14 protein-coding genes are annotated in these 16,127 nt (G+C 37.3%); 2 read left to right on the forward strand and 12 right to left on the reverse strand.

Annotation, left to right across the window (positions count from 1 at the left end):
* Position 1 precedes the first annotated feature (1 nt).
* Together VL047_RS09020 and VL047_RS09025 are read right to left on the reverse strand one after the other, a co-directional pair.
* Positions 2-769, reverse strand: coding sequence for a uroporphyrinogen-III synthase (locus VL047_RS09020; protein WP_325359837.1), 768 nt, complete (start codon positions 767-769; stop codon positions 2-4).
* Positions 770-783: 14 nt separating this feature from the next.
* The gene (locus VL047_RS09025) at positions 784-1,773 is read right to left on the reverse strand and encodes a DUF4271 domain-containing protein (RefSeq protein ID WP_325359839.1); all 990 of its coding nucleotides are present in this window, start codon (positions 1,771-1,773) and stop codon (positions 784-786) included.
* A gap of 108 nt (positions 1,774-1,881) precedes the next feature.
* Here VL047_RS09025 and VL047_RS09030 point away from each other — a divergent pair, with 108 nt between their 5' ends.
* Positions 1,882-3,321 carry an NAD-dependent succinate-semialdehyde dehydrogenase gene (locus VL047_RS09030; protein ID WP_325359841.1) on the forward strand — a complete coding sequence of 480 codons (1,440 nt, stop codon included), beginning with the start codon at positions 1,882-1,884 and terminating at the stop codon, positions 3,319-3,321.
* Between the two features lie 19 nt (positions 3,322-3,340).
* On the opposite strand, the gene VL047_RS09035 is transcribed toward VL047_RS09030, so the two are convergent.
* From VL047_RS09035 to VL047_RS09065, 7 genes are all read right to left on the reverse strand, one after another.
* Entirely contained in the window at positions 3,341-3,628 is a 288-nt protein-coding gene (locus VL047_RS09035) for a chaperone modulator CbpM (protein ID WP_325359843.1), read from the reverse strand.
* Between the two features lies 1 nt (position 3,629).
* Positions 3,630-4,550, reverse strand: coding sequence for a J domain-containing protein (locus tag VL047_RS09040; RefSeq protein WP_325359845.1), 921 nt, complete (start codon positions 4,548-4,550; stop codon positions 3,630-3,632).
* A gap of 56 nt (positions 4,551-4,606) precedes the next feature.
* Positions 4,607-5,356: an ABC transporter ATP-binding protein gene (locus tag VL047_RS09045; RefSeq protein ID WP_325359847.1), complete on the reverse strand. Its 750-nt coding sequence runs from the start codon at positions 5,354-5,356 to the stop codon at positions 4,607-4,609.
* A complete protein-coding gene (locus tag VL047_RS09050) occupies positions 5,357-6,223 on the reverse strand; it encodes an ABC transporter permease (protein WP_325359849.1) in 867 nt (288 codons plus the stop codon).
* Positions 6,223-7,194, reverse strand: coding sequence for an ABC transporter substrate-binding protein (locus VL047_RS09055; protein WP_325359851.1), 972 nt, complete (start codon positions 7,192-7,194; stop codon positions 6,223-6,225). The genes VL047_RS09050 and VL047_RS09055 overlap by 1 nt, the downstream gene beginning before the upstream one ends.
* A gap of 47 nt (positions 7,195-7,241) precedes the next feature.
* A complete protein-coding gene (locus VL047_RS09060) occupies positions 7,242-8,840 on the reverse strand; it encodes a peptide chain release factor 3 (protein WP_325359852.1) in 1,599 nt (532 codons plus the stop codon).
* A gap of 80 nt (positions 8,841-8,920) precedes the next feature.
* Positions 8,921-10,057 carry a metallophosphoesterase family protein gene (locus tag VL047_RS09065; protein ID WP_325359854.1) on the reverse strand — a complete coding sequence of 379 codons (1,137 nt, stop codon included), beginning with the start codon at positions 10,055-10,057 and terminating at the stop codon, positions 8,921-8,923.
* Positions 10,058-10,251: 194 nt separating this feature from the next.
* Between VL047_RS09065 and VL047_RS09070 the strand changes: the two genes are divergently transcribed.
* Entirely contained in the window at positions 10,252-11,256 is a 1,005-nt protein-coding gene (locus VL047_RS09070) for a sulfite exporter TauE/SafE family protein (RefSeq protein ID WP_325359856.1), read from the forward strand.
* Between the two features lie 18 nt (positions 11,257-11,274).
* Here the strand turns inward: VL047_RS09070 and VL047_RS09075 are convergent, their stop codons facing one another.
* From VL047_RS09075 to VL047_RS09085, 3 genes are all read right to left on the reverse strand, one after another.
* Entirely contained in the window at positions 11,275-13,371 is a 2,097-nt protein-coding gene (locus VL047_RS09075) for a TonB-dependent receptor (protein ID WP_325359858.1), read from the reverse strand.
* A 3-nt stretch (positions 13,372-13,374) separates the two neighbouring features.
* Entirely contained in the window at positions 13,375-15,549 is a 2,175-nt protein-coding gene (locus VL047_RS09080; RefSeq protein ID WP_325359860.1) for a PQQ-binding-like beta-propeller repeat protein, read from the reverse strand.
* Positions 15,550-15,814: 265 nt separating this feature from the next.
* On the reverse strand, positions 15,815-16,127 hold a 313-nt coding region (locus tag VL047_RS09085; RefSeq protein ID WP_325359862.1), incomplete at its 5' end, for a DUF1080 domain-containing protein.

Genomic DNA, 16,127 nt, shown 5'->3' on the forward strand with positions numbered 1-16,127 from the left:
ACTATTTAACCACCTGTGTTACGTATTGCTCAACAGCCATAGTCATACTCGGCGCTTCAGAAGTTGGAGCCGCAATATCTAAAATCAAACCACGATCTAAAATTGCCTGATGAGTGCTTGCTCCAAAGGCTGCTAAACGTGTATCTTTCTGTTCGAAATCAGGGAAGTTCTCATAAAGAGACTGAACACTTGACGGACTAAAGAAAACAATAATATCGTAAAAAACGTCTTTCAAATCGGACAAATCACTTACTACTGTTTTAAACAAAACGGCTGGCGTGAAGTCATAGCCATTTTCTGTAAGCCAGTTCTGAGTTTCCTCTCCAGCAACATTTGAACACGGAAAAAGGAACTTTTCTTTTGCGTGTTTTTTAAGAATATCTTCTAAATCCTGGGCTGTTTGCTTACCAAAGAATATTTTACGCTTGCGATACTGAATATATTTTTGAAGATAGAGAGCAATTGTTTCAGAAAGACAGAAATACTTTAAATCAGCAGGAACATCATAACGCATCTCTTCACATATCCGAAAAAAGTGATCTACGGCAGTTTTACTTGTAAAGATGATCGATGTAAACGAAGCAAGATCTATTTTTTCCTTTCTGAAGTCTCTTGCAGGAACACCTTCTACGTGAATAAAGGCCCTAAAATCTAGTTTCAGATTATACTTCTTAGCAAGTATAAAGTACGGCGATTTTTCATTTTCAGGCTTTGGTAAAGTTACCAAAATGCTTTTTACTTTCTTTGCTCTGTCTACTGATTCTTGCATTTTTATAATTTTTATTAAAAACCTAATACCTTCACTAAAATAAGAATAGGACCTATTTCGAGGGTGCAAAGATACAGAAATAAATAAAACTTTGAAAGGGAATACGTTTTAAAAATCGTAGTGCCTGCTCTTAGAACCTGTACAAAGAAAATCACAGCAAGTATCATCACCCCAAATATCATAAAGGAACCCACTAAATTTTTTGGGGAGAACGCCATAATAATTACGACTGGTAAAAACATAAGAGCCGTATTAAAATAGCTCAAATATAGAATAGAAACATATTCTCTCACCAACCTTGGCACATCAAATAGAAAACCTATAAACCTCAAGGTTATAATCTTCAAACTAAATAAGACCATAATACTTATAGAGAATATAAGGTATAGATTAAAACCTTCAGCTATACCACCCAACTGGGTGAATGTACTTACCAAATAAAGAAAAAGCCCGATTGTAAATCCAAATAATAAATACAGAAAGACAAAGGGCCATGAATTAAACAGGCTTTCTTCTTTACTAATCTGAGTTAATACTCGATTGTTAAAAAAACCTTGAATCATCACAATAATCTCATTAGGGTAACTAACCCGAATTATAGCAAAGAACAAGAGCAATGAAAGTATAACCGCAACAATCCAATTATCTCGACCATATTTAGGAGTTCCAGCTTTAAAATGTTCAATTCTATCTTTAAATTGATTATGCCAAGTAAAGAAATCACCATTTTTAACCGTATAAAGATCTTTTAAACTATCCAGAAAGATATTAGGTCTATTAGCATCTGGCATTTTCACCCACTGCATCTGGAGAGAATCCTGAACATGTTTTACTGAGTCATAAATCCGCTTTTTTTCTAAAGCATTAGCAAGTCGAATGGAATCTAGTCGTTCACGGTATGTTAAAGGTTTTACAGCTTTTATTTCATTTTGATTGATATCACCTTGGGCATAGGTACCAAGCGACAGGAAACAAAAAAAGAATAAAAACAAATACTTATTCATGAATGTTTGAAATGAAAATCGCTATAAAGTTATTGGTTTAAATTAGTTAAATTTAACCTTTCTCGAAAAATTAGAAGAATCCCTCCTCTTCTATAGAAATAAAACAGAATGAAAGCAACAAATAATCTCCTCATTACCGAATCATTAATAGATGGAAAATGGATCAGCGGCAAAAAAACATTTGATGTTAATAATCCGGCAAATGGCAAAACCGTTGCTAAAGTGGCTGATTTAACCGTAAGTGAAGCAAAGCAAGCGATAAAAGCTGCGAACATAGCATGGAAAAAATGGAAAGATACTACTGCGGCAGAAAGAGCAGATTTACTATATGCATGGTATAGCCTTATTATTCAAAATAAAGATCAGATTGCAGAGATCATGACCTTAGAATGTGGAAAACCAATAACTGAAAGTTATAACGAAATCACTTATGGCGCATCTTTTATATCTTGGTTCTCAGAGGAAGGAAAACGTTCTTATGGAGATACCATTCCATCTTCTAATCCGACAAATCGAATTGTTACGATAAAGCAAGGTATTGGCGTTGTTGCAGCCATTACGCCTTGGAACTTTCCACTGGCCATGATTACAAGAAAAGTTGCACCCGCACTGGCTGCAGGTTGTACTGTAGTGTTAAGACCTGCTTCAGAGACTCCGCTTACAGCTTTGGCCTTGGGTAAACTTGCACAAGAAGCTGGCTTTCCTAAAGGTGTTCTAAATATAATCACTGGAAAAGACAGCTCTGGCATAGGCAAAGAGCTAAGCACCAACCCATTAGTGAGAAAAATTTCTTTTACAGGCTCAACAAAGGTTGGACGAATCCTTATGTCTCAAGCAGCTGACACTATTAAGAAGGTATCGCTTGAATTGGGAGGGAATGCACCCTTCATTGTTTTCGATAATGCCAATATTGATGAAGCAGTAAAAGGTGCTCTTATTGCAAAATTTAGAAATTCAGGTCAAACCTGCGTTGCTGCAAATCGCTTCTTAATTCAAGATTCAATTTTTGAAGAATTTACCAAAAAACTTACGATAGCCGTCAGCAAATTAAAAACAGGAGATGGTTTAAAAAAGGATGTGCAGGTTGGTCCGTTAATTAATAAATCAGGATTAGAAAAGGTTCAGGAACATCTGAAAGACGCAACTGAAGGTGGAGCAAAAATACAGATAGGAGGTCATGTAATTAAAGATTTATTCTTTGAACCAACGGTCCTTTCTGATGTCTCTACCCAATCATTAATAGCACGCGAAGAAACCTTTGGACCAGTGGTTTCTTTATTCAGATTTAAAAATGAAAAGGAAGCCATAGAGTTAGCCAATAATACAGAGTTTGGCCTAGCAGCCTATTTCTATAGCCAAGACATCCATCGTTGTTGGCGTGTTGCAGAACAAATAGAATCAGGCATGGTTGGAATAAATACAGGAATGGTATCAACAGCGTCAGCTCCATTTGGAGGAATCAAGCAATCTGGAATTGGACGCGAAGGCTCTAAGCATGGCTTAGATGAATTCATGGAAATAAAATACCTTAGCTTTGGTGGAAATTAATCTACTTAGTTCACCCACCTTACTCATAAATCCGAAGTCTTTCTTTAAGGTGTTGAATTTCAGTTTGTAAGTGCTCTAAATTAGAAAGCATATTCCGTAAGGCATCAATTCCTTCGATATTAATATCCATTTCGTAATGCCAGGCTGTATATCTTTCCAGATCTCTCAACTGCTCTTCGTGAATGAAGCGCTCACCTTCAATTATAAGGGTTTCTATTAAACCTACACCTTCTAAAGAAATTACAAAATCCGGTTCTATTTTATAATAACTACAATATTCTTTAATTTTAATTACTGAGCTTTCCATATTATGTCTCATTAGCTAAATTTCTAAATATTTCCTTTTGCTCTTCATTCAAACCTGTCGGAATCTTTACTTGATAGGTGATAATCAAATCTCCAAATTCTCCATCTTTTTTATATACCGGGAATCCTTTTCCCTTTAATTTCACCTTTGTACCATTTTGTGTTTCCGGCTTTACCTTTAACTTCACTTTACCGGAAAGTGTATTAACGTATATTTCGCCCCCTAAAACAGCAGTATACAAATCAATTTCTTCGGTAGCATATAAATTGTTTCCTATGCGTTTAAAATCTGAATCATCGGCGATAACAAATGTTATGTACAAATCACCATTGGGTCCATTATTAATTCCTGCACCACCATAGCCCTTTAATTTTATCTCTTGTCCGTTTGATACTCCGGCAGGAACAGTAATCCGGATTGTCTTCCCATTAACAGTTATACTTTGTTTGTGAGTTTCTGCAGCTTTTCTAAAATTAAGATGAAGCTCTGCTTTCAGATCATTACCCCGAAACTGAGTTTGTCTAGTTCGAGAGCCTCCGCCTCCGCCAAACATAGAGGAAAAGAAATCTGAAAAATCTTGTCCGCCGAAATCTGCTGACCCAGAATAGCCACCAAAAGGATTCCCTGCTGATCCTCCTTGATAACCTTGTCCTTGATAAGCCCCTTGCGATTGCTTAGCTTGTTCATAAGCATCTGCATGCTGCCAGTCCTTACCATATTGATCGTATTTCTCCCGCTTTTTAGGATCGCTCAAAACCTCATTAGCTTCATTTATCTGCTGGAATTTTTTCTCAGCCTCTTTATTATTAGGGTTTAAATCGGGATGGTGTTTTCGAGCGGCCTTACGGTAAGCTTTTTTTATATCTGCAGTTGTTGCAGATTTATCAATTCCTAAAATTTTATAATAATCTATAAATTCCATGTAACAAAATAACTTATACTAATTTAAGGATTAAATATTTAAATTGTTTTTACATTTCAGATAAACCATTCATACATATCTACATAGCTCAACAGCTCTTTCTTGTCCTTACTGATATCCCGCTTGATCTTACCATCATGTAACTGGATAATTCGTGAACCATATTGATAAGCATCTTTGAGATTATGTGTAACCATAATCGCCGTTATCGAATAGTCTTTAATAAGTTTGTCGGCTGTCTCCAAAACAATTGTCGCCGATCGTGGATCCAGCGCGGCAGTAGGTTCATCCAATAATAAAATCTGAATATCGGCCATTACCGCCATTAATAAACTAAGAGCTTGTCTTTGTCCTCCGGAAAGACTTCCCATAGCCTGTTGCAATTTATTCTCAAGACCTAACCCCAAAACTGCAATACGATCACTTATCTCCTCTTTAAAATTAGCATTCAAACCAATCTTTAAACTTTTTGATGATGTTCTTAAAGAAGCTAAACGAAAATTCTCTACTATACTCAGTTCTGGAGCTGTTCCCAGAAGTGGGTTCTGAAAAACTCTTGCCAGCCATTTACTTCGCTTGTATTCAGGGAGTTTGTTTACATTTTGGCCGGCAATCTTAATATTACCACTTGTAGGAAAAATATTACCAGCAATAAGATTTAACAGAGTAGATTTACCAGAACCATTGGAACCCACCAAAACCAAGAATTCTGAGGCTTCAATATGTAAATTAATACCTCGTAAAGCAGCTATTTCATTAGGTCTGCCTACATTAAAGCTTTTATAAACGTGATTAAATTCAATCATTTAGTTCCTAATTAAGTTAAGCCTTGGCAAACTCACGATAGACAAAACAAACAATGCAGTAATTAATTTCAACAAAGTTGGATCAACGCCTATACTCAATGTAAAAGCCAGAACCAGTTGAAAGAGAATAGCACCCAAACAAACTAGAATCAGGCTTGTCCAGATTGAATTTATATTCATCCAATTAATAAAAGTATCAGCAATTATTACAGATCCCAATCCGACGATCACAATACCTATACCCATATTGATATCTGCAAAACCCTGGAATTGTGTCATTAAAAATCCGCTTACAGCAGTCAGCGCATTTGCAAAACCAAGTCCGACAATCTTAATTCTATCAATATTAACCCCTAGCGCACTCACCATTTTCTCACTATTCCCAGTAGCACGCATGGTTATACCATAATCTGATTTTAAAATATAGCCAATCAAAAGGATTAATAGAGTTGCGATAAGTAAAAGAATAACCAAACTGTTCAAATTCAAATCGGCAATAAAATGAAAGCTATCAAAAAGAGTTTTATAATTAAGTAAGGGAATGTTTGATCGCCCCATTATACTGAGGTTAATTGAGTACAAGCCAGTCATTACCAATATACCGGAAAGCAAAGGGTTTATCTTCAGTTTTGTATGAATTAGACCGGTAAATATCCCAGCCAGTCCTCCAGCTATAATAACAATGGGAAGAACAATTCCTGTTGGCAAATGGTTCGACAATAACATACCCGTAACGGCTCCTCCAAGCGTATAACTCCCATCTGTTGTAATATCCGGGATGTTAAATATCTTCATGGATATATATATACCAAGAGCGATCCCTGATAAACATAATCCTTGAAGTAGCGCTGTAAGGTAAAAATCCATTATTCAATCATCTCAAAGTTCTCTGGAAAAGTAAGGTTGTAGTGTTTTGCAATTTGCGAATTATAAACCCTTTTACGGAGCTTAACCATTTCGATCTTTAACCCTGAGGTATCTCCTTTTTTCAGGAATTCTGCTGCCTGCTCACCAGCTTGGTAACCCCACTGATAAATATCAGCTCCAAAAGCAGCAACCGCACCTCTTTTTACTAAACCAGCTTCACTGGTAAAAATTGGAATATTTTTTTCATTACAATTCTTCAAAATAGTTTCGAAAGAAGCAAAAACTGTATTATCAGGATTAGCAAAGAACACATCAATACCTTTATTCAACAACGACTGAGTAACTAATTGAGCATCTGCAGAACTGTTAACGGGCATAGCTTCAATAAGGATATTTAATTTTTCCGCCATTGCTTTTACCCTTTGAAGGGCATCTTGAGATTGAGGTTCTGATTGGTTATAAACCATCCCCACGATAAGTCTATCTCCTTTTGGCTTAATAAATTTAGGAATCAAAGCAAACGAAGTATCTATATAAGCGAGAGACTCTCCTACTCCAAATAAATTACCAGGAGCTTCTCCTTCGTCGTTGACCACTCCCATTCGTTTGGGCTCAGGCGAAACCATCATAAAAATGGGGACAGTTTTTGCACGCTGAACGGCTGTGATAGTCGCTACGGTGGTACTAGTTCCGATTAAAGTAACATCTTGAGAAACAAAATAGTTGACAATTTGAGTTAAGGTAGGTATATCCCCTTGTGCATTTCGATATAAAACTTTCAATGTTTTTTCCTCTTCGCTAAACCCTTGTTGCTTTAATGCATCAATGAACCCATCATGAGCTTGAGAAATCGTAGCATCTTCAAAAGCATCCACAAAGCCTATGGTAGGAATAGAAGTGTCAGAAGCTTTACATCCTATTAAGAAGAGAAATAGTATTATATAGAAAGGATAGATATATTTAGCAATCATATTGCTAAGTTATTATATATTTATCATTGAAGAAATAGAGACTAAGATTAAACCTTAACCTCGACTATATCCCATTCTGAATTTTCATGAAATTGGATTTTAGGATATTGCCCTAAAGCATAATCAATATCCCATTGCGAACCAGCTAAAAATACCGGACGATCTTCTTTATCATATGCAATTTTTGATGCATTACTATAGAGGAATTTCTTTAAAACTTCAGGATCTTCAGAAGATACCCAGTTCGCTTTACGGGTATTCATTGGTCTGAACCGGCAAGAAGCACCATATTCTTGCAATAATCTAAATTGTATCACTTCAAACTGAAGCTCTCCAACTGTACCAATAATTTTTCGATTACCCGGATTTTGAACAAATAACTGTGCTACACCTTCATCACTTAATTGAGTGATTCCCTTCTCTAATTGTTTAGTTTTAAAAGGATCTGCATTTTCCAATTCCTTAAATATCTCCGGAGAAAAGCTAGGGATTCCTACGAAATTCATCACTTCACCTTCGGTCAAAGTGTCCCCTATCTTAAAATTGCCAGAATCATACAAACCTATTACATCACCTGGCCATGCTTCTTCTACCAAGCTCTTACTATCCGCCATAAAACTAGTTGGAGATGCAAACTTTAAGTTTTTATTTGAGCGCACATGGTGGTAGAAAGTATTCCGTTCAAATTTACCTGAACATATTCTGCAAAAGGCGATTCGATCTCGATGCTTAGGATCTAAGTTAGCGTGGATTTTGAAAACAAAACCTGTAAACTTCTTCTCATTAGGTTCAACGAATCTTGTATCTGTTGCCCGACCTTGTGGTTCCGGAGCTATTTCAATAAATGTTTCAAGTAGTTCCTGAACTCCAAAATTATTAATTGCACTACCAAAGAAAACGGGAGCCAAATAGCCAGAGCGGTATAAAGAGGTATCAAACGGCTCAAAAACTGAATCTACCAACTCTACCTCATCCCGTAGTGTGTTAGCTGCTTTTTCACCTAATATAGCATCTAATTGTGTATCTGCTAAATCTTCAATAGGTATATAGTCATCTGAAATGTTTTTCTTATTTGCACTATAAAGATTCAGCTTATGCTTATGAAGATGGTACACACCTTTAAAACTACTTCCGATACCTATTGGCCAACTTAAAGGCCTTACAGAAATGTTTAATTCCTTTTCTATTTCTTCAAGAAGTTCGAAATGTTCCTTTCCTTCCCGATCCATTTTATTAATAAAAACAATTACCGGTGTGTGGCGCATTCTACAAACCTGCATTAATTTGCGGGTTTGCTCCTCCACTCCCTTTACTGAATCTATCACTAAGATCACAGAATCGACAGCAGTTAATGTTCTATATGTATCTTCAGCAAAGTCCTTATGCCCAGGTGTATCCAGAATATTTATCTTATGGTCTAAATATTCAAAGCCCATAACAGAAGTAGCAACGGATATTCCACGCTGCTTCTCAATTTCCATAAAATCAGAGGTTGCGGTCTTCTCTGCTTTATTACGCTTTACCGTTCCTGCCTTTTGAATAGCACCTCCAAAAAGCAAAAGCTTCTCTGTTAAGGTCGTCTTTCCAGCATCAGGGTGACTAATAATTCCAAAAGTTCGTCTTTTCTTTATTTCGGGGTTCAGCATCGTTGTCTTTATTTTCTCAGAATTGCAAAAGTACGGAAAATAAATTCTTGGATATAACCCTCGTATAGGGGAAAATTATATTAGCACAAAGTCATTTCTGACTGTTTTAATAAAATCTCAAAGCGGTCGTATAATGTAGCATCAAAATCCTTATCATACTTTGCATTTAAAGGGATGGTATAATATTCTCCGATCAAGCTCAGTTTTGCTTCAGTTCTAACTATTCTAATCTTGAGAAAGCCATATTGCTCAAAACAATATTTTTCCAGCTTTACATCTTTAAGCAAATTATGATCAGTACTAATCATTCGATCTCCTTCTTTCGCTAAGGGATGAAGCATAGCATACCCACCTGCACCAGCAACAATATAAGGAACCCTCGCGCCATCCGGATAGTTGCGAATAAAACGCTGGTAATTATGTACGTGGCCGCTGAAAACAATATCAGGTTTCACTCCAGCTTCTATATATGCACTCTCAAGAAATTTAATCATCGCCAAACTCGAACCATGGTTGATATCCGCCGAAAAAGGAGATTGATGCAAGCACACAATTAATACTTTTCCCTCCGAATCCAAAGCATGCTTTTTCAATTCCTCAACAAACCATTTTTTTTGATCTTCAGTAATTACACCAAACTTAGCGACATTTCCATATAGTCCTATTATTGTTGCTACCGGAGTGTTTAATGTCCAATATACATTGGGCTGTATCATACTTTTACGCGAACTTCCTTCAGAAAACTTAACATATCGCTGTCTTGAATCGCAAAAAACATCCATATAACCATCTAAACTCTCGTAAGGAGACTCATTTAAAAGATTAACTTCAGCATCATGGTTACCAGGAATGGAGAATATTGGACCAGGATACTCTTCAAAAGGTTTGAAAAATTGAGCAGGATACTCCTCCCTTTCTCCATGATCATAAACAATATCTCCCAAATGATATAAAAACTGTGCTTTATTTTTATCCTCCCTGGCCTGCTTGATTAACTGTAGCGCTAATAACCGCTGAAAACTTAAATCCTTCGCGCTACCGGTATCACCTACCATATGAAAAACTAACTCATTCCCTTTTCCTGAAACCTTAGGCTCTACCTCTTCTATATCCAAATTATAGGGCCATTTGCCTACAGGAGGTGGTATCGGTCTGAATTTCTTTGCATCCGCAAACTTCCCATCTAACAGTACTGGCTTTTTAATTATTCTATTCATATTTATTATTATACTAAAAATATGTTCAAAAAGAGTACCAATTACCCTAAGAAATGTCATTTAAATATTAAGAATAGATTATAATTTAGTACAGCTACAAAAAAATACAAGTAAAAAATTATTTAAAATCTTGTGTTTAAAAAAACAAAAACGTATTATTGTCGACTGATTTAATAGACAATAATATCTAGCAGATGCCTGAAAAGACTCAGCCCGCAATTAGGGAAACAAATATAAATGCCGAACCAACCCTCTTGGGGGCGAAGCAACCCAAGGAAAATGTAATAATCAATAAAGCACCCATCAAAACAAGCACACAAGAGAAAAAATGGAAACGTATTGCCAACTGGAGCTTAATAACTCTGGCTTTATTGTTCATTATTTTTGCCATACTTGCATATATTCCAGGTGATAGAGTTGTCAACTACATCCAGGCTCTTCCAGGAAAAATCGACGAGCAATTCTTCTGGATGTTAGCAATAGGTTTTGTAGCTCAAATGGTAGATGGAGCACTCGGAATGGGTTATGGAGTGATTTCAACGACCCTTCTCCTATCAGGAGGAGTTAATCCGGTGGTTGTTAGCGGCAGTATCCACACAGCAGAAATGTTCTCTAGTGGAGCTTCAGGATACAGTCATTATAAATTTGGAAATGTAAATAAAAAACTTTTCAAAACTCTACTAATTCCAGGGGTAATAGGAGCTATCTGTGGCGCACTTCTTTTAGGTTTCTTTGGGGAGAAATATGCGGGATGGCTTAGACCTATCCTATCTATATACACCCTTATTCTGGGAATCCGTATACTGATCAATGCCTTCAAGAAACAAATTAAATCTCAAAAGGTAAAGCATGCTGGCTGGCTGGCTGGTGCCGGAGGTTTTTTAGATTCTTTTGGAGGAGGAGGCTGGGGGCCTTTAGTAACCAGCACCTTAATATCAAAAGGAAGAAGTCCGAAATATGTTATAGGTTCGGTTAGCTTGACTGAATTTTTTGTAACCTTCTCAAGTGCCATGACTTTCTTTCTTATTCTTGGAGTAAGTCACATAGATACCGTTTTGGGCCTAATTGTTGGAGGGCTAATTGCTGCTCCTCTAGCTGCTAAGCTTGTTGGAAGACTCCCGGTCAAAAAGATGTTTCTAGGAGTAGGGATTATCGTTATTATTTCCAGTATTCGAATTATTTGGAATTCAATCTTTTAATGATTGAACTCCAAATACCTATATGCTTATCGTTACTCCTACATTAAAACTACGTAATGCAGCAGCATTATAATACCGATTTCCGAAAGCATTAATATCATTACCTAAACTATAAGTCTCATTCAGTAAATTATCCCCACTTAAGAAAACCCTCATCCCTGTCTTCTTACCGACAATTCCCTGCCAGCTTATATTAGCTTCTAATAAATTATAGTTAGCAGCAAATACACTATTTGCATCATTTAAAGGAATCTTACTTGTGTAATTATATTGTGAGAAAAATGAGAACCCCTTAGGAAAGCGAATAGTAAAGTTAGAAACAACCGAATTTCTTGGAACGCCCGTCAGTCTATTGCCAGAATAATCATGTTCAGCATCGCTATAATCTCTAAACTCAAAATGGCTATAGGTATAACTAGATCTGACTACCAGACCGCGAACAAATCTCGAGTTATTAGCAGGTAAGAGCCAGGCAGACACCAAAGCTTCTACACCGGTTTGCTTCGTACCACCGGCATTGGTAAAGAACTCATTTCCACCTTCATCTAAACGTCTGACAATAGCACTCTCCATTTGATAATTAAATACGGATGCATCCACCTGAACGCGATTATTAAATGTCTCTAAACGAAATCCAGTTTCATAATTCCAACCAGTTTCAGCATTCAGGTCTGTATTAATAATGGTATTTGAAGGTCTGATTTCTGCTGTAGTAGGAGTTGAATAACCGCGACTTGCAGAAGCGCGCCATGCAAATTGAGGTGTTAACAAATAAGATAAAGCAACCCTAGGCATCCATTGTGATGGAAAATTTCTTTTGCCCTTCTCTGCATCAGTAGGCGGTATACTTTCAAATATGTACTTGTAGTAATTAAGGCTAATAGCCCCTTCAACCATTAATCTATCCGCCACGTTTACATTTACCCGTGTAAAATAAAAATGCTGATCAGAATTAATCCCATCAGCCGTTTGCAAAGAACCGCGGTCGCCTCCATTATTATCATAATTATAGATATCATGATAGGATTTCTGCCATTCTAATCCAAGATTCCATCTCCATGAAATTGATTCGGAAAACGTCTTTCCTGAAAGATCAAAATAACTGCGTAATCCAATATTATCCTCATCTCTCATTTCGTAATTAGTAATGAAAGGATTTGTAAAATCAGTATGCGTACCAAATATCGATACAATATGCTTTAAGCTACTTGTTAATTGAGTCTCATTCGAAATCCCGCCAAAGAAAGTTTTATTATCAATCTGAGCATGTTGAGATACAGCTCCCGGATTTGGACCCGCAGCCGGACGAGCCTGTTTTGGATCAGCTAAAAACTGAGCCTCATTCAGCCCTCCGGGAGTTTGATAATTCATATCCGAATACAATGCTAATACCTTTAACCGACTGCTTGATGTATATTGCCATTGGTGAGCAAGTTGTAGATAGTATCGCTTCATAGCTGAATTTTCCCGATAACCGTCAGATCGCTGAATACCCTGATTAACATTTAACTGAGAGCCATTCCATTTCTTCTGAAAGAAAGCACTTTGGTGAAAAAGTCCATAAGAACCACCGTTAACATCCACAGATAGCAACCTATCATCCGACTGCTTTCCCGTAACATCAACTAAAACTACACCACCTGAATTTGCTCCAAATAAACTACCATCAGGTCCTTTTAATACCTCCAAACCTTGTATTGATTTACTGTCTATCAAGTTCAAATAAGTATTTCCACCAGCATCAGTCAAAGGAAATTCATCTAAATAAACCTTTACATTTCTTATACCAAAGGGAGAGCGTAATGAGCTTCCTCTTAATGATAATCTATAACTACCCGGCGACCTCTCCTCCATCCTAACACCGGGGATTGTATTTATTGCAGGCAATACAGTCTCTCCTGAATGATTTATAAGCTGATTTTTACTCACTAACCCTACCGATGCAGGAGTCTGTAATAGAGGCTGTTGCGAAATATACCCTCTTACTATAGCTTCATCCAACCGGATAGCTGTATCTATTGGTGTTAAAGCTGTTTGACCTTTAGCAACAGAAAACAATAGACATATACTCCCTGTTATGGCAGTACAATACACAAATACTCTTTTTTTAAACATGTTTTATTTAAACTTATCAGGTAAAGCGAACGCATTATACTGAGTTCCCGATTTAGCACCAAGCTTTCCTCCTCCTGCTGCAATCACAACATACTGTTTTTTATTGATTGTATAAACCGCCGGTGTAGCAAAACCTGCTGCAGGCAACTTGGCCTCCCACAATAACGCACCATTATCTTTATCAAAAGCACGTATTTTTTCATCTTCGGTAGAAGCAACAAACACCACTCCGCCCTTCGTCACCACCGGTCCTCCATATACTTGAGTTCCACTATTTGCCAGCCCTTGTTCTTTCAATTCTTCAAACTCTCCCAATGGCACTTTCCAAAGCAGTTTCCCGGTATTCAAATTTACTGCATTTAATGTACCCCAAGGCGGTTTTATTCCAGGGTATCCATCAGAGTCCATAAAGCGATGATAGCCTGTCATAGAAAATGCTGGTACAATGTCTCTCGCCGGAATCCGTTCTACACCTGGTCGTCCAGGATTAGCTGGCATGGCCTCCTTATCTTCCAAATCAAGCAAGAAAGTTATTAAAGGAGCTTTTTCTGATTCCGGCATCGATTTAAATGCAGGCATCATATTCCTTCCATTATCAAGTATTAACCGAACCTCCTGCTCATTATATTTTTTATTAAGGTTGACCAGTGAAGGGAATGCTGCACCAATACCTTCTAACTCAGCACCGTGACAACTAGCGCATGATTTAGCATAAACACTCTTTCCTACTTCTTTAAACGTAGTACCGACAACACGATTCAATGCGGGATTAGGAACCATCTGAGTCCACCAGGGCAATTCAGTCGTATTGATATACATGATTTCCGTTTCAGGATCAACCGCTGAGCCACCCCATTCACCACCTCCATCAAAACCAGGAAAAGTAAAACCACCTTGTAAACTAGGAGGAATGAATAAATTTCCGTTTCTGTACTTATAATATTGATTTAACAAATCTCTCTGAATTTCAGAAGTCCGGTCGCTGACATCTTCCGGACCAAACTTCTGACGGGCAAAAGGTTCAGGAAGAACAGGAATCGGTTGTGTAGGCCAAGCTACTTCACCGGGCAAATCAGATGGAGGTACAGGAACCTCATTAATTGGAAATATTGATTCGCCGGTAACACGATCGAACATAAATATATAACCGTGCTTTGTGATTTGGGCAACTACATCGATCGACTTTCCATCTTTCTTTATGGTCAGCAAATTTGGGTTAGCAGGCAAGTCTCTATCCCATATGTCATGATGGACAACTTGATAATGCCAGATATATTTACCGGTTGCAGCATCCAAAGCAATCAAACTATTGGCAAATAAATTAGACCCTAAGCGATTAGCACCATAAAAATCTGGTGTTGCCGAGCCTGTTGGAACATACACTATTCCTCTTTCTTCATCCAATGCCATCCCTGCCCAATTATTGGCTCCGCCTACTCGTTTCCAGGCATCTTTATCTTCCCATGTCTCATATCCAAATTCACCCGGATGAGGAATGGTATGAAAGATCCATTTTCTTTCTCCGCTTAATATATCGAAAGCACGAATATGTCCGGGTGCTGCGTCATTTTCCTCTCCAACACGCATAGATGTAATCAATAAGTTCTTATATATAATTGGGGCAGCGTTACCCGCAGCGGAAGTATTTTCAAAATCTCCATCTAAGTTTTCACGTAGATCAATAAACCCTCCTTTACCAAAACTCTTTATAACCTTACCATCAAAAGCATTTACAGCATATAGATACGGGCCTGTTGAATAAATAATGCGTTTATCTTTACCACTCTCACTTTGCCAATAAGATATCCCCCGAACGGATCCTCTGGCATTTGGATCTAAAGGTTTAAAGACCCATTTCTCAGCTCCTGTTACAGCATCAATAGCAAAAAGATTTAATTGAGGAGATACTCCGTATAATACTCCATCTAGCATTAAGGGTGTTGTAGGAATCGTAGTACGTTGTGCTTCATCATGTGTATCATATACCCAGGCTACTTCTAATTGTCCAACATTTTTTTTTGTAATATTCTCGCCTGAAGAGTACCGTATCCCATCATTAGAGCCAGTCATTGTTGTCCAACTGGAATATTCCTTTTTTGTTGGGGGTGCTACTATGATCATACTTATAGCAACCAAAGCAATAAGAACAAGGGCAGGCCAGAGAAATCTTTTCATCATTACATTCTTAGTATTTAATGTACAATATAAATATAAGTAGCCAATCTCAAAACTTCAGAGATTGATCCCTGATCGAAGATGTTCCTACATCAATCCCTAATAATAATATATTGCAATAAATAGCCCAAGCATGCGTTAGTTTTAACTATCTTCTATCAGAAAGCAACGCCAACGTTTCGTTACATTGTTTAGTAAAAACATGAGAAATGTGGAATAAATGAACATTTATCTTCCTTATATAAATATATATCTGAAAGATAAATGTTCAACAATCTATAGAATCTACAATTTTCTTAACCAAATATTTCGATAACTTATTTAAAAACACAGTCGCTCTTGCTTTTGCCTTCACGGTTCCATCGGCATTGAACAAAGGAGCTGTCCAAACAACGTCGTAAACATTCCACTCTCCGGGTCTTTTAGCCGGATTCACTAACGGAATGGATTCTTTATAAATACTTCCGACCATTCCATTAACATAAGTCTTATTCTCGTTGTTATACCCATCAAGAACTTGAAGCTCATAGCCGCCTGCATTACCATTGGTAGCAGCTAAAAAGATCCCACTGTTTCCTCTG

The sequence above is a fragment of the Albibacterium sp. genome (genome assembly GCF_035514885.1).
Classification (GTDB): Bacteria; Bacteroidota; Bacteroidia; order Sphingobacteriales; family Sphingobacteriaceae; genus Albibacterium.

Excerpts from the sequence above, each read along its gene's own strand:
- VL047_RS09060 (WP_325359852.1), bottom strand. The coding sequence starts at position 8,840 with ATGCTGAACCCCGAAATAAAGAAAAGACGAACTTTTGGAATTATTAGT.
- VL047_RS09075 (WP_325359858.1), bottom strand. The coding sequence starts at position 13,371 with ATGTTTAAAAAAAGAGTATTTGTGTATTGTACTGCCATAACAGGGAGT.
- VL047_RS09055 (WP_325359851.1), bottom strand. The coding sequence starts at position 7,194 with ATGATTGCTAAATATATCTATCCTTTCTATATAATACTATTTCTCTTC.
- VL047_RS09080 (WP_325359860.1), bottom strand. The coding sequence starts at position 15,549 with ATGATGAAAAGATTTCTCTGGCCTGCCCTTGTTCTTATTGCTTTGGTT.
- VL047_RS09040 (WP_325359845.1), bottom strand. The coding sequence starts at position 4,550 with ATGGAATTTATAGATTATTATAAAATTTTAGGAATTGATAAATCTGCA.
- VL047_RS09050 (WP_325359849.1), bottom strand. The coding sequence starts at position 6,223 with ATGGATTTTTACCTTACAGCGCTACTTCAAGGATTATGTTTATCAGGG.
- VL047_RS09035 (WP_325359843.1), bottom strand. The coding sequence starts at position 3,628 with ATGGAAAGCTCAGTAATTAAAATTAAAGAATATTGTAGTTATTATAAA.
- VL047_RS09045 (WP_325359847.1), bottom strand. The coding sequence starts at position 5,356 with ATGATTGAATTTAATCACGTTTATAAAAGCTTTAATGTAGGCAGACCT.
- VL047_RS09020 (WP_325359837.1), bottom strand. The coding sequence starts at position 769 with ATGCAAGAATCAGTAGACAGAGCAAAGAAAGTAAAAAGCATTTTGGTA.
- VL047_RS09070 (WP_325359856.1), top strand. The coding sequence starts at position 10,252 with ATGCCTGAAAAGACTCAGCCCGCAATTAGGGAAACAAATATAAATGCC.
- VL047_RS09025 (WP_325359839.1), bottom strand. The coding sequence starts at position 1,773 with ATGAATAAGTATTTGTTTTTATTCTTTTTTTGTTTCCTGTCGCTTGGT.
- VL047_RS09030 (WP_325359841.1), top strand. The coding sequence starts at position 1,882 with ATGAAAGCAACAAATAATCTCCTCATTACCGAATCATTAATAGATGGA.
- VL047_RS09065 (WP_325359854.1), bottom strand. The coding sequence starts at position 10,057 with ATGAATAGAATAATTAAAAAGCCAGTACTGTTAGATGGGAAGTTTGCG.